At 58.1% G+C, this 17,039-nt stretch carries 17 protein-coding genes and 1 pseudogene; 5 read left to right on the top strand and 13 right to left on the bottom strand.

Translation table 11 applies throughout. From position 1 onward, the window contains the following. Window positions 1–48 precede the first annotated feature (48 nt). From GIW04_RS05705 to rpoE, 3 genes are read right to left on the bottom strand one after another with little or no spacing between them, the layout of a single operon-like run. A complete protein-coding gene (locus tag GIW04_RS05705; protein WP_120247648.1) occupies window positions 49–1,011 on the bottom strand; it encodes a MucB/RseB C-terminal domain-containing protein in 963 nt (320 codons plus the stop codon). 16 nt (window positions 1,012–1,027) lie between these two features. Beyond that, the gene (locus tag GIW04_RS05700; RefSeq protein ID WP_003189451.1) at window positions 1,028–1,615 is read right to left on the bottom strand and encodes a sigma-E factor negative regulatory protein; all 588 of its coding nucleotides are present in this window, start codon (window positions 1,613–1,615) and stop codon (window positions 1,028–1,030) included. Window positions 1,616–1,647: 32 nt separating this feature from the next. Then, entirely contained in the window at window positions 1,648–2,229 is a 582-nt protein-coding gene (rpoE, locus tag GIW04_RS05695) for an RNA polymerase sigma factor RpoE (protein WP_003172477.1), read from the bottom strand. Between the two features lie 460 nt (window positions 2,230–2,689). Between rpoE and nadB the strand changes: the two genes are divergently transcribed. Further along, complete coding sequence (gene nadB, locus GIW04_RS05690) at window positions 2,690–4,297, top strand: L-aspartate oxidase (protein WP_120247647.1); 1,608 nt, start codon at window positions 2,690–2,692, stop codon at window positions 4,295–4,297. A gap of 614 nt (window positions 4,298–4,911) precedes the next feature. Here the strand turns inward: nadB and GIW04_RS05685 are convergent. The 6 genes from GIW04_RS05685 to GIW04_RS05660 all read right to left on the bottom strand — a co-directional run bounded on the left by GIW04_RS05685 (window position 4,912) and on the right by GIW04_RS05660 (window position 10,608). Next, a complete protein-coding gene (locus GIW04_RS05685; protein ID WP_020301034.1) occupies window positions 4,912–5,967 on the bottom strand; it encodes a hypothetical protein in 1,056 nt (351 codons plus the stop codon). Between the two features lie 105 nt (window positions 5,968–6,072). After that, window positions 6,073–6,489, bottom strand: coding sequence for a hypothetical protein (locus tag GIW04_RS05680; protein WP_020301033.1), 417 nt, complete (start codon window positions 6,487–6,489; stop codon window positions 6,073–6,075). Between the two features lie 187 nt (window positions 6,490–6,676). Then, entirely contained in the window at window positions 6,677–6,976 is a 300-nt protein-coding gene (locus GIW04_RS05675; RefSeq protein ID WP_120247646.1) for a hypothetical protein, read from the bottom strand. Then, window positions 6,973–7,722, bottom strand: a complete 750-nt coding sequence (locus tag GIW04_RS05670) for a hypothetical protein (RefSeq protein WP_120247645.1) — start codon at window positions 7,720–7,722, stop codon at window positions 6,973–6,975. Before GIW04_RS05670 ends, GIW04_RS05675 begins: the two co-directional genes overlap by 4 nt. 749 nt (window positions 7,723–8,471) lie before the next feature. Then, window positions 8,472–9,086 carry a hypothetical protein gene (locus GIW04_RS05665; protein ID WP_046784947.1) on the bottom strand — a complete coding sequence of 205 codons (615 nt, stop codon included), beginning with the start codon at window positions 9,084–9,086 and terminating at the stop codon, window positions 8,472–8,474. Window positions 9,087–9,165: 79 nt separating this feature from the next. Then, window positions 9,166–10,608, bottom strand: coding sequence for a tyrosine-type recombinase/integrase (locus GIW04_RS05660; protein WP_120247644.1), 1,443 nt, complete (start codon window positions 10,606–10,608; stop codon window positions 9,166–9,168). A 43-nt stretch (window positions 10,609–10,651) separates the two neighbouring features. Between GIW04_RS05660 and GIW04_RS05655 the strand changes: the two are divergent. Next, window positions 10,652–10,843 (top strand): annotated as a pseudogene (locus tag GIW04_RS05655) (L-aspartate oxidase); the annotation flags it as partial. Here GIW04_RS05655 and GIW04_RS05650 read toward each other — a convergent pair. Next, window positions 10,812–11,258 (bottom strand): protein YgfX, encoded by a 447-nt coding sequence (locus GIW04_RS05650; RefSeq protein WP_003189446.1) that lies wholly within the window; start codon window positions 11,256–11,258, stop codon window positions 10,812–10,814. The pseudogene GIW04_RS05655 and the gene GIW04_RS05650 sit on opposite strands and share 32 nt — an antisense overlap. After that, the gene (locus GIW04_RS05645; protein WP_034135077.1) at window positions 11,242–11,496 is read right to left on the bottom strand and encodes an FAD assembly factor SdhE; all 255 of its coding nucleotides are present in this window, start codon (window positions 11,494–11,496) and stop codon (window positions 11,242–11,244) included. Before GIW04_RS05645 ends, GIW04_RS05650 begins: the two co-directional genes overlap by 17 nt. Window positions 11,497–11,636: 140 nt before the next feature. Between GIW04_RS05645 and ygfZ the strand changes: the two genes are divergently transcribed. Together ygfZ and GIW04_RS05635 are read left to right on the top strand one after the other, a co-directional pair. After that, window positions 11,637–12,578, top strand: a complete 942-nt coding sequence (gene ygfZ, locus GIW04_RS05640) for a CAF17-like 4Fe-4S cluster assembly/insertion protein YgfZ (protein ID WP_003189442.1) — start codon at window positions 11,637–11,639, stop codon at window positions 12,576–12,578. Between the two features lie 36 nt (window positions 12,579–12,614). Further along, complete coding sequence (locus GIW04_RS05635) at window positions 12,615–13,436, top strand: HDOD domain-containing protein (protein WP_003189441.1); 822 nt, start codon at window positions 12,615–12,617, stop codon at window positions 13,434–13,436. On the opposite strand, the gene GIW04_RS05630 is transcribed toward GIW04_RS05635, so the two are convergent. After that, window positions 13,437–14,822, bottom strand: coding sequence for a sensor histidine kinase (locus GIW04_RS05630; RefSeq protein ID WP_120247643.1), 1,386 nt, complete (start codon window positions 14,820–14,822; stop codon window positions 13,437–13,439). After that, window positions 14,815–15,486, bottom strand: a complete 672-nt coding sequence (locus GIW04_RS05625) for a response regulator (RefSeq protein WP_003189437.1) — start codon at window positions 15,484–15,486, stop codon at window positions 14,815–14,817. The genes GIW04_RS05630 and GIW04_RS05625 overlap by 8 nt, the downstream gene beginning before the upstream one ends. A 235-nt stretch (window positions 15,487–15,721) precedes the next feature. On the opposite strand from GIW04_RS05625, the gene GIW04_RS05620 reads away from it, so the two are divergent. Then, complete coding sequence (locus tag GIW04_RS05620) at window positions 15,722–17,014, top strand: OprD family porin (protein WP_120247642.1); 1,293 nt, start codon at window positions 15,722–15,724, stop codon at window positions 17,012–17,014. The last annotated feature ends 25 nt before the right edge of the window (window positions 17,015–17,039 follow it).

Here is a 17,039-nt window from a genome sequence, read left to right as displayed (position 1 = left end):
AATTCGGGCTCAGATTGAAAGAACAGGATGAACATAAGATTAACAATCTCAGGGCTTGGCGGCGGCCTTTTCACCACGCACCGACAACGCGATACGCTCAGCAGTGCCAATGGGAATTTCACCGACCACGGTGACCATCATTTCGCCATCCACCGTATTCAAGCGCCGCGAGACTGCCACGGTCGGCCCAAGCTGAGCACGGGTTTCATTCACGTCAGCGCCGCTGGCTGACTCAAGAAACACCGAAAAACGCGCGAGCCCATCGTCATACATCAGGCTGTCGACGGTAGATTTCGTTTGGGTATCTTTGCGCGTGGCGCTGCTGATCTGTTGGAAACCTGGCGGTAGCCAGTCCAGATGCCACCTTTGCGTGGCAGACAAGTCAGGTGCTTTAGCGGCGGACGACATTGTTACCGGCGAACAGTCGCTGCTGGGCTGCAAGTCCTGGTCAGAAGGAATGGCCGAGGGGTCCAGGCGCGTGAACTGGAAACGCTCCAACAACTGCCCTTGATCGTTGAGCAGCAAGGACTTGAGCGGCAGCGCAGTCTCACGATCCAGGTGTAATTCAAACCCATAACGGTAAGGGTCACGCGGACTGATCGACACAATCACCGCATTACGACCAGCCACGCGGGATTTGCCAATGACGGCCAGTTCATAGAATGGATTGAGTTTTTTGGGATCGAGAATACGCGAGGGTGCATCAGAAGAATGACCGAGGCTGGCAACCAACGTGCCACTGACGCATTGCGCTCGGCCGTCTATCCGAACCGCTTCTTGGGCGGAGCCGTCAAGCTGCAACAATCGTTCACGGACATGACCATCCTGGACGCGGTGCCAGATGTCATGGGTGGAAAAACTGCCGTTACGTTCGTAGACAAACGTACCTTCGAAGCTTTGCTGCTGCTCTGCACGCCCAAGTCGAGTCAGCCAGTCTTGGGCTTCATCGGCATGGGCGGATAGTGCAAACCAACTACTGAGCAAAAGCGCAAGGAGCGGTATGGCGCGCATAGGGCTCCTTAGCGAATCAGCGGTTTTCCTGGCTTGCTGCGCGAGCGTATGGCAGAGCGCTTTCAGTGCCTTTGGCGGCCGATTCCTGCGCATGTTGACGCAGGTAGCCTGGAAGGCGCTGATCTTGCCAGCCGGATTGCCCCTGAAGTACACCATTGGCCATAGGGCCGGTGGTATCGGTGCTTTCCTTGTAGCCAGCCAGCACGGCCGGGCCTTTGACTTGCGGACCGGCCATGACCGGCTGCTGAGTCTGCTGGGCCAGCTCGTTGCCTGCGATCTCGTCCTGGTTGTACAGGCGAACGCCTGCCAACACAGCAACGGTCACCGAGGCGGCCACTGCCAGACGACCCAGGCTACGCCATGGACCACGCGAGGCTTTTGCCGGAACGGCTTCATCCGCCAGTGCAGCAGAAACGGCCGCAGCAATATCCAGACGAGGGATTAGGAGATCCTTGTGCATCACCGCCCGAGCGACTTGGTAACGAGACCAGGTATCACGGGTTTCGGCGTCATCAAATGCGTTGAGCACTCGACGAAGTTCCAGTTCATCCGCTTCGTTATCCATCACTGCGGACAGCGATTCCTGCAGGGCATCACGACTCATGGCGGTTCCTCTCTTGGCTGTCGCCGCTGTCTTTAGTTTTCCTGCAACAACGGTTGCAAGGCTTTGTCGATGGCTTCCCGGGCCCGGAAAATCCGTGACCTCACAGTCCCCACCGGACATTGCATGACGCTCGCAATGTCTTCGTAACTCAGACCATCGAATTCACGTAAAGTTAACGCCGTACGCAAATCTTCTGGCAGTTGCTGAATAGTGCGATGAACGGTGCCTTCGATCTCGTCGCGCAGCAATGCACGCTCAGGCGACTCGAGATCTTTGAGGCCGTGATCACCATCGTAAAATTCTGCATCTTCTGAACTGACATCACTGTCTGGTGGGCGGCGACCGCGTGACACCAGATAGTTTTTCGCCGTGTTAATGGCGATGCGGTACAGCCACGTATAAAACGCACTGTCACCGCGGAAATTTCCAAGTGCACGGTAAGCCTTGATAAAGGCTTCCTGTGCAACGTCCTGCGCTTCATGGGTGTCGTGCACAAACCGCACGATCAACCCGAGAATTTTGTGCTGGTATTTCAGCACTAGCAGATCAAATGCTCGCTTATCACCGCGCTGTACGCGCTCGACCAGCTGCTGATCCTCTTCCTGGGTTAGCATGAACACTCCTCGTTGTACTTGAAGGAGGCTTGCATAACTAAACGATCAGGCTTGCAAACATAGACTCGGGCTTTTCGCAAAAGTTCTCCCCCTTCAAGCAAGTTTCCGGCATGCACTGATTTGGCACACACGAAAAACGCAGCACGGTCGGTGCCGGCTGCGCGAATAATCTTGTCGCCGGTTTCGTGACGCGTCCAATGCTCCCGACGGGCCAATAAACTCAACGTTTTCCCAGCTTTCGGGCAACCTGCTATTGAGTCGGGGCTCATGCAAAAAGTTCCCGTCCCGCCAACCGGCTGTTTCCCAACGCTGCGCAGCATAATCTCACAATGCCACGAAGGCGTGGCTATTGTGCCGCTCCACCCCTCTATATACTAGTGGCCCGTGTGACCCTTTGATTCGCCGATCCAGGCGTCCTGTTTGCGCCCCCCTTTGGATCGCTTTTTGCGGAATCCGTCAAATGAGCCAACAGTTTCAACACGATGTCCTGGTTATCGGTAGCGGCGCCGCCGGCTTGAGCCTGGCCCTGACCCTGCCCAGCCATTTGCGTATAGCGGTTTTGAGCAAAGGCGACCTGGCCAACGGCTCGACCTTCTGGGCCCAGGGCGGCGTGGCTGCGGTGCTGGACGACACAGACACCGTGCAATCCCACGTCGAAGACACCCTTAACGCCGGCGGTGGCCTGTGCAACGAAGACGCCGTGCGCTTCACCGTCGAGCACAGCCGGGAAGCCATCCAATGGTTGATCGACCAAGGTGTGCCCTTCACCCGCGATGAACATGCCGGCAGCGACGACGGTGGCTTTGAGTTCCACCTGACCCGCGAAGGCGGCCACAGCCATCGCCGAATCATTCACGCTGCCGATGCCACCGGGGCCGCGATTTTCAAGACCCTGCTCGATCAGGCCCGCCAACGCCCCAACATCCAATTGCTGGAGCAGCGCGTCGCCGTCGACCTGATCACCGAAAAACGCCTGGGCCTGGCGGGCGAGCGCTGCCTGGGTGCCTACGTACTCAACCGCACCAGCGGTGAAGTCGATACTTATGGCGCACGCTTCACCATTCTCGCCTCGGGCGGCGCCGCCAAGGTCTACCTCTATACCAGCAACCCCGACGGTGCCTGCGGCGACGGCATTGCCATGGCCTGGCGCTCGGGCTGCCGGGTCGCCAACCTGGAGTTCAACCAATTCCACCCCACGTGCCTGTATCACCCGCAGGCCAAGAGCTTTTTGATCACCGAAGCCCTGCGCGGCGAAGGCGCACATTTGAAGCTGCCCAATGGCGAACGCTTCATGCAGCGCTTCGACCCACGCGCCGAGCTGGCACCACGCGATATCGTCGCCCGCGCCATCGACCACGAAATGAAGCGCCTGGGTATCGACTGCGTGTATCTGGACATCAGCCACAAGCCCGAAGCCTTCATCAAGACCCACTTCCCGACCGTCTACGAACGCTGCCTGACCTTCAATATCGACATCACCAAGGGCCCGATCCCCGTGGTGCCGGCCGCGCACTACACCTGCGGTGGCGTGATGGTCGATCAGCATGGCCGCACCGACGTGCCGGGCCTGTATGCCATCGGCGAAACCAGCTTCACTGGCCTGCACGGCGCCAACCGCATGGCCAGCAATTCATTGCTCGAATGCTTCGTGTATGCCCGCTCGGCGGCAGCGGACATTCTTGAGCAACTGCCGCGCATCCCGGTACCAGCCGCCCTGCCCCGCTGGGATGCGAGCCAGGTCACTGATTCGGACGAAGACGTGATCATCGCTCACAACTGGGACGAGCTGCGACGCTTCATGTGGGACTATGTGGGTATCGTGCGCACCAACAAGCGCCTGCAAAGGGCGCAACATCGGGTGCGCTTGCTGCTGGATGAGATCGACGAGTTCTACAGCAACTATCGCGTAAGCAGAGACCTGATTGAATTGAGGAACCTTGCTCAAGTAGCGGAACTGATGATCAGGTCTGCCATGAAACGTAAGGAATCTCGGGGTCTGCACTACACGTTGGACTATCCAGAGCTGCTGCCAGAGGCGAAGGATACGATCCTTACACCCGACAAATGAGGCACGTTAGGAGCCATAGCGTAGCACCATGGGGCCCCAGTTTGTAACAGCTTTGGCGCACATTTGTCCCAACGCTGAGGTCCTTATCACCTGCCCGCAAGGGTCCTTATCGTGCGCCTGAGCGAGCATGCGAGGGCCTATGGGGGTAAGCGCGCAGGTTAGTAGTTACAGGTGGTCACTCAGATTTTTGTGCCAGATCCTCATGAGGTGCCCTTGAGGCACCCATACAGCCAGAAGGCCACATGAACACCAACGCAGGCCCGTAGGCCGCGCTAAACGTGTCCATGAAGTTGTCCTAAGAGTTAAGGGATCGGTGAACCGTCAGGTTTGTGAGACCGTATTGAGTGGCAATCTCAAGGATGCCCTCATAGGATTTAGGCCAGCCTCCACCACTTGAGTCGTTGGTGGCCCCTGACTGGAGCAGGGCAAAGCAAACGGCTGCATATGGGGTCAGGTGATCGACTTGTATCTTCGTAACCACCCGTTTGTCCTTGTAGGTATAACAGAGAGTAAAACTCATGGCTGGCCTTGCCGTAACATGGTCGATGCCCAAGCATAGCAACTAAACAGCTCGCCCATGAGGCCCATTACGGACCTCATGGATACAGCGGGTGTTACGGCTTGACGACCACACGGGTGATCAGCGGAAAGTCTACGGTCTCGACCTGAAGTTTCTCAGTAGGGTCCGCTGGGTTTGCCAGCTTCAGCTTGACCTTGGCCTGAGCCATTACGTCAGCGATACCGGTGATTTCGATGTCCCAGCCCTGTACCGAGGCGTTACGGCTGGCGAGGATTGACCACACATCACCGTCGTTACCTTCACGGAACGACAGGGAGGCGAAGCCTTTAGGGAGCATGAAGACGCCACGGTTGCCATCCGAATAGAACTGGGTACGGCAGCCCAACAGGTCCTCAATATCATCTACGCCTGCACGCTGGGCAGCACGCTCAAGGATTGCCTGTTCGGTCATGTGCATCAGCAGCACGAAGTCACTCAGGGAGTTGCCCACTGAGTGGTTGATGCTCAGTGTTAGTTGGTCAATCCAATCCTCAGCACGATCACGTGGTCCAGTGCCAGCAATGGTGACTTCCTTGACCTCGACACTTGGGGACTTCAGGAGAATGTCCACGATGGTAGAGCCGCACGCTTTCTCAAAGTCCTGCATGGCCTTATCCAGCATTTGGCCGATGGAGTTGCTGGTGAAACCTGCCACCACATGAGCATCTAACAGAGTCATACGGTGCGAGAAGAACGCGGCGGTATCAGTGGGCTCCGTAAAGATCACGTCACCGGCAACAGCTTCACCCTTTGTAATGGTCGAGGTGTCGTAGATCGACTTACGTGGGTCGAACTCGACGTTGCGGTCGACCATGTTGACCAGTTGCACAGGGGTCGGCTCAGTGCCCTTAGGTCGAAACTCACACGGGATAGCATCAACGGCGTTCTGGTGCCATTCGCCACCATTAAAGAAGTCGTCAAGGACCGCAACGATACCTTCAGCGGCGACGCTGCCGTCACTGCATGGGGCGCTTGTGGATGCCTGGGTGTTGAACTGAAGGTTACCACCATTGCCCCACACGGCCTGCTCATAGGCAGTCGGTGCGCTGTAACGGTCAGTGTTCTCGCGGTGGTCGGCGGATTTGAAAGCGTTCTGTTTACGAGTAGGCATGATTGAGTATCTCCTGAAAGTTTACTTGAAGGGGTTCAACGGGACGCCAACAAGAGCCAGCGCCACCGGAGGCAAGACGGTGTGAGTCAGTAGGTTGCCCGTGAGTCATTCCCACGAGGACCATGAGGACCGGCCATTAGCGGCACGGATAGCAGCACCACGTGCACGGTATTCAGCTTCGCGGGCCTCACGCTTGGCACGGCGACGGGCGACCTCAAGGGCCGTAGGGGTCGCATAGGAAGCAACGCGCTCAGCATGGGCACGAGACTCAGCTAACTGGCGCTCACGCTCGGCTGCTGAATGGGCCTCACGAGCACGAACTGCTCGGACCACAGCGGGGAACGCATCAGCGATCAGACCAGCGTCAAGGTATTGCTTAACGATGGCCTCACGGGCCGAATCATTCTTACCTGCACCAGCGATCAGCCCAGACAGCATCACGCCTTCAGCGAAGGTACGGGTCACGCTCTGGCCTTGGACTTCAACAGTTTCGGGCGTTACGTTTTGAATGTTCAATTGCATGGTAGGTGTCTCCTAAATTCGAGACATTGATTCATGGCCCTGCCGCATAGAGGCAACGTGACCAGATGGCAAGGAGTAGCCGCACGGACCTCTCAAGGACATGATCAATATCTTCTGGGTTTGGGTTGGTGCGATCACGGGTCTGTAACTTGGCGGGGTGTGATCTTGGTGCCGATAGCGGACGGCGTTACAATAGATGGATGATGCGTTGAGCTTTCCCTAAAGGGACCTTTAAGCGTGCACGGAGTACCCCGTCGATGTGGAGCGATGGTGACCCGATGATCGACTTAACGAAGGCGCTCAGACCGGGGTGATTGGCTTCGAGGTGGGCCAGTAGGGAATCCAAATGGACCCCGCATGATGACTCGCAATAGAAGCTGTTACGGGCACGTCGATCACGCCAGATGCCACGGAGGGTCAGCAACTTCACGCGGGACGCGGGGGTGACGCACAGGGCATTGAGCTGGTCGAGGAAGGAACTGCTCATAGCTGTGCCTCCTTGCATGCACGGCCCCAGCGATCCACACGGGATGCCTGAGTGGCCTTCTTAGCTTTGGCCTGAGCGGCCTTGGCTTCAGCTACGCCGACGTTGATGGTCTCAGTATTTGCACGCAACCAGTCAAGGCCACGGGGTTTGACCCTCCAGCCTTCACGGTTGCCGAAGTCCGATGAGATCGCCACAAAGGCGCCTGATGAGAAACCTTGCTGCTTCGGTCGGATCTGACCAGTACGGCTACCAAAATCGTCACAGACGTGAACGAACATCGGCCCCTTTGCGAGAAATTCAAGAGCAAGTCGAGGCTGTTGAATACCAGCCACACGGCAAGCCTCGGTCCATGTCAGACCCGCGCCGCGAGCCTTCATGTCGAGAGTCGTAGCCTTGGGCATGTTTGCGTCCAGAAGGGCATCTTTATGGCGCAGCTCACGGACGGCACTGTTGCGCATGGCGATGAACGCACGAATGACCATCAGGTAAAAGTCGGTTGAAACCCACATGGCGTATGCAATTGCGCCCTCTTCTGTTGCAAGGGTCCCGTTACCGTGGGAGACATGCAAATTTGCATCTTTGATCAGGGCAGCTTGAACAGCATTACGCCACTGACCCGGTTCCCGAACATTCAGAGTCTTGGCGATCTCGTTGAGATTCCACATTCCATCTTCGTTCGGCTTGAAGGTCTGCCCCTCAATCACGATAGGCAGCAGATCAGTTTGGTTATTGGTGTTGGCCAGCATAGTAGTGGACTCCTTTTGAGTGCCCCCTGAGTTCGCTCCCACAGGCCGACCGTCAAGGCCCCACTACGGGCATCGACTATGGCTCAAGAAGCATTCAGAAAGACTTGACGTTGATAAAAGCCCAGCGACGGGCGTAGAGGAATTCAGAGCGACCGATTAGCTTAGCGGTCTGTCCCTGTTCTTGTGAGGGTTTTTAATCTGGTCATACTGGAGCACCAACGAGCCGCTACGGTCACACTTCTACAACCACGACATCGAAGGTAGACCCAAGATCTTAATGATCGACCTTAAGGTAACTCTAAGAGCATTCTCTTTAAGTTTTTATTATTTATAGAACTAAACTAATAAAACTTAATCTTAGAGTCATCTTGTAGAGATCTTTAAGTTAAAAGGCCCCTTTATACTGTGCGATCAGAGATAGGAGGCCCAAACCTATCAAGGGTCTATTCACACGAAGTGCGCAGACAGAATCGCTACAGTGGACCTGATGCTGGCCCCGCAGATCCCGTTAGGGCTGCGCTTGGTGGTCGTGGTGTCTTGGACATTGGTCTACCTGAAAGAGGTAACGTTGATCACTGGACGTACACGCCTTGCCCGCAGAGGGCCACCTTTGAGGTGACCTTGCGGCATCTTGAAAGGAAAGCAACGCTGATTTAGTCTGTCCCTCTTTGGGTGAGGGTTTTTAAATCTTCGACGAACGTGTAGCTAACACGTCAGGACTCACAACCGCTCGCATGTCCTTATCGAACCTAACGGCTGGTCTTCCCTGAAGTGACATCAAGGTAGACCTTATTGTTGACTTTCATACCGCCGCAATAAGTGAAGTACACACCTTCGCCACGATTCGTTGAGGCCATCCAGCCACCAATTTCCTTGAAGTCATCCTCAGTACAAGTGCCGTCATCTATCAATGCCCGCGCTGCTTTAGCAAATGGGTCCTTATAAATCCTATAATCGTCTGAACCTTTTACGAGAGAGTAATCTCCACTTGCATCCTCTGAAGGGTCCTTAGGGCGATCTCGGCTAAAATCTTTGCTCTGAACCCATTCAGCAAACTTCCCGTCCTTGATGCCATTAACGGCCGTACAGGCTTTATTTCCAGACTTAATGTACTCGCTGACGCCGCCAGTACAGGATGCAGAATAGGTTTTAGTAATACGCACCCACTGACCTTTACGCTCTAAGATGTCAACGCCTTCCCTGAACATAAGACGGCCTGCGACCCCACACTCTGTAGATGGGCAAGTGTGTCGATCAGTACGATCTGTGGTGACCCATAGTTTTTCCTGCCCCAGCGCATGAGCCGCAAAGACTTGAAGCACTGCACAAAGAGCGAGGCCACTGAAGAAACGTCCATTGTTCAATTGACAGCTCCGTTACTTAGTTAATGTTCCATGATGTCCGCATACTAAGCGCTCGTTGGCGACCAGCATAGATGCAGCCTTAGCTTGCCAGCTTCAAAGCTTTCACCAGAGCGTCCGCCATACGGCCCACCTCAACGGCACTCCCAGCCCCGTACAGGTCATAACTGATAGACCCTGAAGCGTGACCCAAGATGGACTCAGCGGTTCCCACAGGCACCTCAGCGGCCTTCAAGGCACCGGCCAGTGAGTGACGCAATGAGTGGAAAGTCTGGGTCCGATCAGCGTTCAAGCTCAAGACATCCCGTAACGCACCATTAAGCAGGTTCGAGAACTGACCAGCGCCCAAGGTGAACAGCCGAGAGTCGGCCTTCCTGACAAACTCAAGGAACGCCTTAAGGTCGAAGCCATAGGCCCCGTCAGTCAGCGGTACGACACGTAGAGCATTCTTGGTCTTGGCTGTCTTGCCATCGTTCCTATTGATGTCGATGACCCACACAGTCCCGACCTGCTTAACGTCAGCCTTGGTCAACTGCCTGAGTTCCTCAATACGGGTCCCAGTGATCACTCCAAGGGACAACGCCCAGCGCTGCCAAGCGTCCACTGGAAGCGACTTAGCGTGAGCCATCAGGGCCTTTACCTGATCCTGAGAGAGCGCCTCACGGGAGCTGTCAGCTCCTTTAGTTGGCTTCAGGCCCTTATCGAAACTCTTATCGAGGTAGCCATTGTTCACAGCCCAATCCATGACCGTTGATAGCCGGGTCAGCAGCTTCTTAACTGTCGAAGGCTTACGGGCCTCAAGGAGCTTTTCCCTGAGGCCCTTCATGTCCTCCCGTGTGTGGCTCTTCATGTCCAAGTCACCAAGGACCGCACCGATGGCCTCACACGATGACTTCACGTCCCGCATGGTGCTGGCCTGAATGCTGTCCTTGCGTTCCTCCATGTAGAGCGCAGAGAGAGACTTAAAGGTCAGACCCGGAGAAGCATTTACAGATTGGGAGAGAAAGAGGGCTTCAGGCGTGCCACAAGGTTCATCGTTGAGGTCCTTAACGATCTCGACCAGCTTCCCTGAACGGCCCCGCATACGCTCCTGAGAGGCCTCAAGGATCTCAAGGGCCTTACTGACTGCCCGCTGCTGATTCACACTCAGAGGCAACGTTGCGGACGCCTTACGCAACGCCAAGTGATGCTCATCGTTGATCATCTCGTAAGCGACCAGTGAGCTGTCACCGTGTGCCATCGTCAAGTTGTACTCAGCGAAGTCAGTCAGGCGCGCGCGCAGTTCATCCCATGACGCCTCTGGGTTGTCCAAGTGGTAGGCCTTGAGGGTCGAAAGGATGTCGTCTGAGATGGTCATTGCGGTGGCCTTGTCGGTGGTCCTGAGTGACAGCGTGAAGAAGCCCTTAACGGTTCCTTGCGGGCGAAGGCGAAGGTAATAGCGACCAGACCGGCGATAGTGGTATGGCTTGGCGAGCGCAGTTTGTAACAGGTTTGTCCCACTTTGGGAGCGGTGGTTGACGGTCATCGGCTGAAACCCCTGTATCCATTGGGTTTAGCCTCACAGGGTCGAGTTCTACAGCAACTACAAGGTCAGCCGCGACCTGATCGAATTGCGCAACCTGGCCCAAGTGGCCGAGCTGATGATCCGGTCGGCCATGGAGCGCAAGGAAAGCCGCGGCTTGCATTACACCCTCGACTATCCACAGATGCTGCCCGAAGCCCGGGACACTATCCTGGTGCCAACCACCTACGCCGGCTGAACTTCAGGCGTACCCGCAGGCGCCGGTGCACATCGGCGGCCTGTGCATCCCTTGGCACGCAGATGGACCGCACTCGCCGTTCACCCTGCGCCCGGTAACGCAATACCACGATCAGCGGCAACGCCAGGCTGTCGGGCCGCAGTTGCACAGGGTGCCACCCGCGTGCGGCGCTCCATAATTGCCAGCCATCGTCGTCACGGCGCAGGCCACGAATCGACGAACGGTGAGTGAGCAGGATTTGCCGCGGTAATACCCAGGCACAATGAGCCAGGCATAACAGGATGCCAAGGCTTGAGTAAGGCAGGTTTAGAACCAGCAGGCTGCCCAACGCGATCAGTTGGGCAAGCACATAGGCCGCCAGCAACAGCCGCGAGGCCTGCCAGCGGCACTCGAAACGATTACTTGGGCTGGACACGATCCAGGATCATCCGAACCATGCGCTGCAGCTCCGGGTCTTCGGATTCGGCGCGCTCCATGAACCAGCCAAACATGTCCTGATCTTCGCACTCGAGCAACCTGACGTAGAGGTCGCGGTCCACGTGATTGAGCGTCGCGTACACCTCTTTGGTGAAAGGCACCAGCAACACATCCAGCTCCAGCATGCCGCGACGGCTGTGCCAGTAGAGGCGATTGATTTCTACATCTTCGACCATGGAGCCCTCCTAAAATAGAGCGCAAGTATACAGCCCCGACGACACTGGAACAGTCGGCTTTGGTCGCCCTATATGGAAACTATGCATTTGCCGGACGCCCCTCTATGATGCACCCATGACTTTTTGACCTGCGATGACCCATGGCTGACTCCGCTTTTTTCTGCTCCCTGTCCCACGAAGGCGTTCTCGCCGTCCGCGGCTCTGATGCTGCCAAGTTCCTGCAGGGCCAACTGACCTGCAACCTCAATTACCTGAGTGAAACCCAGGCCAGCCTGGGCGCGCGCTGCACGCAAAAAGGCCGGATGCAGTCGAGCTTCCGCATCCTGCTGCAGGGGGATGGCGTACTCCTGGCCATGGCCACCGAGTTGCTTGAACCGCAGCTGGCAGATTTGAAAAAGTACGCGGTGTTCTCTAAATCCAAGCTCACCGACGAAAGCGCTGCCTGGGCGCGCTTCGGCCTGGCTAACGCAGACGCGGCCTTGACCGCTCTTGGCCTGGAACTGCCGGTCGAGACCGACAGCGTGGCACGCAACGAGGCATTGATCGCCGTCCGCGTTTCCCAGGGCCGTGCCGAACTCTGGGTACCTGCCGAACACGCCGACGCCGTGCGCAGCCAATTGGCCGCGCAGTTGCAACAGTCTGAATTGAATGCCTGGCTACTTGGCCAGATCCGTGCCGGTATCGGCCAGGTGATGCCCCAGACGCGCGAGCTGTTCATCCCGCAGATGCTCAACCTGCAGGCCGTGGGTGGCGTCAGCTTCAAGAAAGGCTGCTACACCGGCCAGGAAATCGTCGCGCGCATGCAGTACCTGGGCAAACTCAAGCGGCGTCTGTATCGCCTGAACCTGGAGGCTGCCGAACTCCCCGAGCCAGGTACTCCACTGTTTTCCCCCAGCCATAACAGCGCAATCGGCGAAGTGGTCATCGCCGCAAAAGCTGACCAGTCGATTGAACTTCTCGCTGTGCTGCAAGCCGAAGCTGCCGACAGTGGCGACGTGCGCTTGGGCACCTTGGAAGGCCCAGGCCTGCACTTGCTTGACCTGCCCTACCAACTGGACCGAGATCGCGAGATCCAGCGTTAATCGCCGTACTTTTTTGCAGCACCCTAGAGAGCATGAATGAACAAGCTGGCGGAAAAAGTCCAACAAGCGTTGGTAACGGCCATCGATAACGATGACCTGGTTCTGCCGACATTGCCGGAGGTGGCCCTGAAAATTCGCCAGGCCGCCGAAGACCCGGAGATCAGCATCAGCCACCTGAGCAAAGTGATCAGTCGTGACACGGCCCTGTCGGCGCGCCTGATCAAAGTGGTCAACAGCCCGTTGCTGCGGGCCAGCCAGGAAGTCACCGACCTGCACACCGCCATCACCCGGCTCGGTACCAACTACAGCAGCAACCTGGCTATCGGCCTGGTGATGGAGCAGATCTTTCACGCCCGCTCCGAGGTGGTCGAACAGAAAATGCGCGACGTGTGGCGCCGCAGCCTGGAGGTGGCGGGCGTGAGCTACGCCTTGTGCCGTCGCCACAGCCAGCTCAAGCCGGACCAGGCGGCGCTGGGCGGCCTGGTGCATCAGATCGGCGTGCTGCCGATCCTCACGTATGCCGAGGACCATTATGAGCTGCTGGCCGACCCCGTCAGCCTCAACCACGTCATCGACAGCATTCACCCGGTGCTGGGGGACAAGCTGCTACGGGTGTGGGACTTCCCCGAGATGCTGGTGAACGTGCCGGGCCAATACCTGGACCTGACACGCGACTCTGCCAGCCTGGATTACGTCGACCTGGTGCAAGTCGCCGCGCTGTACTGCCACCGCGGCACCGACCATCCCCTGGGCACCGTGCCGCTTGCCACATTGCCGGCTCTCATGAAGTTACGCATAGACCTGCACAGCGACGCCCTGCGCAGCGAACTGGACGAAGCCCGCTCGATGTTTTACTGATCAACCCACGATAAAACTCACGCGTACCTTAAGCCCCGCCAGCTCGCCATCATGCAGGCTGATCTGCGCCAGGTGCGCACGGCAAATCTCCCCGACAATCGCCAACCCCAAGCCCGAGCCCATGCCCTGCTGGCTGCGTCGATAAAAGCGCTCGAACACCCGGTCCCGCTCATCCAGCGGGATACCGGGGCCGTCATCTTCCACCTCCAGCACCGCCGGGGCCGTCACCCGCAGAATCACATTGCCGCCGGGTGGCGTATGGGCCAAGGCGTTGTCCACCAGGTTGCTCAGCAGCTCATTGAGCAGCGTCGGTTCGCCACGCAGCCATACCGGCTCATCGGCCTCCAGCGCCAGCGCCACGCCCCGCGCGTGGGCCAGCGGCGCCATGGCCATACCGAGCTCACGGGCCAACTGGCTTAAATCGAGCAACTGCGCACCACCTTCGGCAATGGCCCGGGCACCGTTTTCGATGCGGGCCAGGGACAACAATTGATTGGCCAGGTGCGTCAAGCGGTCGGTGCCCTGGGCGGCCGTTTCCAAGGTGCTGCGCCAGGTGGCCGGTTCTTCGGCACGCAGGCCCAGTTCCAGCCTGGCCTTGAGCGCCGCCAGGGGTGTGCGCAGTTCGTGGGCAGCATCGGCAATAAACTGCGCCTGACGCTCGAACTGCCCGCGCAGGCGTTCGGTGAAATGGTTGAGCGAGCGCACCAGTGGGCCGAACTCGTCCTGAACTTCCACCAAAGGCAGGGGCCGCAGGTCATCGGGCTGGCGCTCTTCCACCGCCGTGCGCAGGCGTTCCAGCGGGCGCAGGGCGGCGCTTACCGCGAACCACACCAGCAACAATGCGCCGATGGCGAGCATGCCCAGGCGCAGCAGGGTGTCAGCCATCAGGCTGCGGGCCATGGCCACCCGCGCTTCGTCGGTCTCCGCGACACGAATTTCGGCCATGCCATTCATGTTCGGCTCCGAGACGGCCTTGAGCAGGCTCACCACCCGTACGTGCTGGCCCAGGTACATGGCGTTGTAGAACCGCGCCAAGGCTGGGTAATCGTCGGTGCGGGGCGTGCCGGGCGGCGGGCCGGGCAGGTTTTCGTAACCGGAAATCAGCTTCTGATCAATGTCATTGACCTGATAATAGATGCGCCCGGCACTGTCGTAGGCAAAGGTGTCCAGGGCTACATAAGGCACATTGGCGCTGAGGGTGCCGTCCACCTGGGTCAAGCCGGCGGCAATGGTGCGCGCCGAGGCCAGCAGCGTGCGGTCATAGGCGGTGTCGGCGGCTTCGCGACCGTTCCAATAAGCGCTCATGCCGCTGGCGAGCATCAACAGCACCAGCAACAGCGCCAGGTTGCACAGCAAGCGCCAGCGCAGGCTGCTGGGCTTATGCATCACGGGCTTCCAGCAAGTAGCCAAGGCCACGGAAGGTAACAATGGCGATGGGCTGGCCATCGAGCTTCTTGCGCAGGCGATGCACGTAAATTTCGATGGCGTCAGGGCTGGCCTCCTCGTCCAGGCCAAATACCTGGGAAGCCAATTGTTCCTTGCTCATCACGCGACCCGGCCGGGCAATCAAGGCTTCGAGCACCGCTTGCTCTCGGGAGGTCAAGGTCATCAGTTCGCCTGCGACCGTGAAGCGCCGGGTGTCGAGGTCGTACACCAGTACACCGCAGGTCTGCTGGCGCTCGCCGCCCAACACGCTGCGCCGCAACAGTGCCTTGACCCGTGCTTCAAGCTCCGAGAGTTCAAACGGCTTGGCCAGGTAGTCATCGGCGCCCAGGTTCAGGCCGTGCACGCGGTCTTTTACATCACTGCGAGCAGTCAGCATCAGCACCGGCAGGTTTTTTCCACGTGCCCGCAAACGCGCGAGCACCTCGAAGCCATCCAGGCGCGGCAAACCTACGTCCAGGATCACCGCGGCGTATTCCTCGCTGCTCAAGGCCAGGTCCGCCGCCACGCCGTCATGCAATACATCAACGGTCAAACCCATGCTCTTGAGCGCTTGGGCGACACTTTCGGCGAGCTGCAGATGGTCTTCAACCAACAGGACACGCATGGATTTCTACCTCATTCAGGGGTGGTCGGCGCCACGCTTTGCCCGGCAGTTTACAGCCGCAACCTGGCCTGTGAAGCCCGAAAACATTGAAAGGCGATTGAAAGGTTAGTGAAAGCTTCGCCCTTTAGGATCTAAGCACGGTGGTCTATGCCCGCCGAGTTGCCTGACCCGTAGCGCCCGAAAAACGCCTTGAAGCGTTTTCGCCAAAATAAGAACAATAACGGAGTACACCACGATGCTGTCGACCCAGCCACAGGCTTGCCCGCCTGTTCGCTCTTCCCGCCTGACCCACACCGCCCTCGCCAGTGCCGCCGCCCTTGCCGGCTTTGCGCCGCTCAGCCAGGCTGCCTTCTTCGAAGACAGTAGCGCGACCCTGGAAACCCGCAACATGTACTTCAACCGCGACTTTCGCGACGGTACCAGTGCACAGCAATCCAAGCGCGACGAATGGGCACAAGGCTTCATGCTCAATGTGCAATCGGGCTACACCGACGGCACCGTCGGCTTTGGCGTGGATGCGCTGGGCATGCTCGGCGTCAAGCTCGACTCCAGCCCCGACCGCACCGGCACCGGCCTGCTGCCGACCCACGATGACGGCCGCGCCGCCAACGAGTACTCCAAGCTGGGCCTGACCGGCAAAGTGAAAATCTCCGCCACTGAGCTTAAGATCGGCTCGCTGATCCCCGAACTGCCGATCCTCAAGCCCAACGACGGGCGCATCCTGCCGCAGACCTTCAACGGTGGCTTGATCACTTCCAAGGAATTCAAGAACCTGGTGTTCACCGGTGGCCGCCTGGACAAAGCCAAGGACCGCGACGACACCAACTACGAAGACATCGCGCTCAATAACAAGAACAGCCGCTTCCTCAGCGGTGCCACCGGCAAGCACTTCAACTTTGGTGGCGTGGACTACAAGTTCGCCGAAAAGGTCACCGGCAGCTACCACTTCGCCCAACTTGACGACGTGTATCGCCAGCACTTCCTCGGCATGGTCGCATCCCGCCCGATGGGCCCTGGCACCTTCGGCGCCGACCTGCGCCTGGCGATCAGTGATGACACCGGCTCAGCGCGCGGCGGCAATATCGACAACACGTCCCTCAACGGCCTGTTCAGCTACGCTCTCAATGGTCATAAGCTCAGCGCCGGCTACCAGCACATGTCCGGCGACAGCGCCTTCCCGTATGTGGATGGCAGCGACCCGTACCTGGTCAACTTCGTGCAGATCAACGATTTTGCCGGCGCCGAAGAACGCTCCTGGCAGGCACGTTACGACTACGATTTCGCCAAGCTGGGCATTCCGGGCTTGAGTTTCATGAGCCGTTACCTCTCGGGTGACAACATCAAGCTCAAGAATGGCGAGACCGGCAAGGAGTGGGAACGCAACAGCGAGATCAAGTACGTGGTGCAAAGCGGCACGTTCAAAGATGTGGCCGTGCGCCTGCGTAACGCCACCTATCGCTCCAACTATTCGGCCCGTGACGCAGATGAAATGCGCTTGCTGGTCAGCTACAGCGTCGCACTTTGGTAGTACCCCCTCATAACAACAACGATGG

It is taken from the genome of Pseudomonas sp. PA-4-8C, assembly GCF_021606625.1.
Classification (GTDB): Bacteria; Pseudomonadota; Gammaproteobacteria; order Pseudomonadales; family Pseudomonadaceae; genus Aquipseudomonas; species Aquipseudomonas lactis.
The sequence above is the reverse complement of the archived record's forward strand: the minus strand, read 5'-3'. Positions and strand labels throughout refer to the sequence as shown.

Bases quoted from the DNA above. Each gene is read 5' to 3' on its own strand.
- GIW04_RS05705 (WP_120247648.1), bottom strand. From the start codon at position 1,011: ATGCGCGCCATACCGCTCCTTGCGCTTTTGCTCAGTAGTTGGTTTGCA.
- GIW04_RS05700 (WP_003189451.1), bottom strand. From the start codon at position 1,615: ATGAGTCGTGATGCCCTGCAGGAATCGCTGTCCGCAGTGATGGATAAC.
- rpoE (WP_003172477.1), bottom strand. From the start codon at position 2,229: ATGCTAACCCAGGAAGAGGATCAGCAGCTGGTCGAGCGCGTACAGCGC.
- nadB (WP_120247647.1), top strand. From the start codon at position 2,690: ATGAGCCAACAGTTTCAACACGATGTCCTGGTTATCGGTAGCGGCGCC.
- GIW04_RS05685 (WP_020301034.1), bottom strand. From the start codon at position 5,967: ATGCCTACTCGTAAACAGAACGCTTTCAAATCCGCCGACCACCGCGAG.
- GIW04_RS05680 (WP_020301033.1), bottom strand. From the start codon at position 6,489: ATGCAATTGAACATTCAAAACGTAACGCCCGAAACTGTTGAAGTCCAA.
- GIW04_RS05675 (WP_120247646.1), bottom strand. From the start codon at position 6,976: ATGAGCAGTTCCTTCCTCGACCAGCTCAATGCCCTGTGCGTCACCCCC.
- GIW04_RS05670 (WP_120247645.1), bottom strand. From the start codon at position 7,722: ATGCTGGCCAACACCAATAACCAAACTGATCTGCTGCCTATCGTGATT.
- GIW04_RS05660 (WP_120247644.1), bottom strand. From the start codon at position 10,608: ATGACCGTCAACCACCGCTCCCAAAGTGGGACAAACCTGTTACAAACT.
- GIW04_RS05645 (WP_034135077.1), bottom strand. From the start codon at position 11,496: ATGGTCGAAGATGTAGAAATCAATCGCCTCTACTGGCACAGCCGTCGC.
- ygfZ (WP_003189442.1), top strand. From the start codon at position 11,637: ATGGCTGACTCCGCTTTTTTCTGCTCCCTGTCCCACGAAGGCGTTCTC.
- GIW04_RS05635 (WP_003189441.1), top strand. From the start codon at position 12,615: ATGAACAAGCTGGCGGAAAAAGTCCAACAAGCGTTGGTAACGGCCATC.
- GIW04_RS05630 (WP_120247643.1), bottom strand. From the start codon at position 14,822: ATGCATAAGCCCAGCAGCCTGCGCTGGCGCTTGCTGTGCAACCTGGCG.
- GIW04_RS05625 (WP_003189437.1), bottom strand. From the start codon at position 15,486: ATGCGTGTCCTGTTGGTTGAAGACCATCTGCAGCTCGCCGAAAGTGTC.
- GIW04_RS05620 (WP_120247642.1), top strand. From the start codon at position 15,722: ATGCTGTCGACCCAGCCACAGGCTTGCCCGCCTGTTCGCTCTTCCCGC.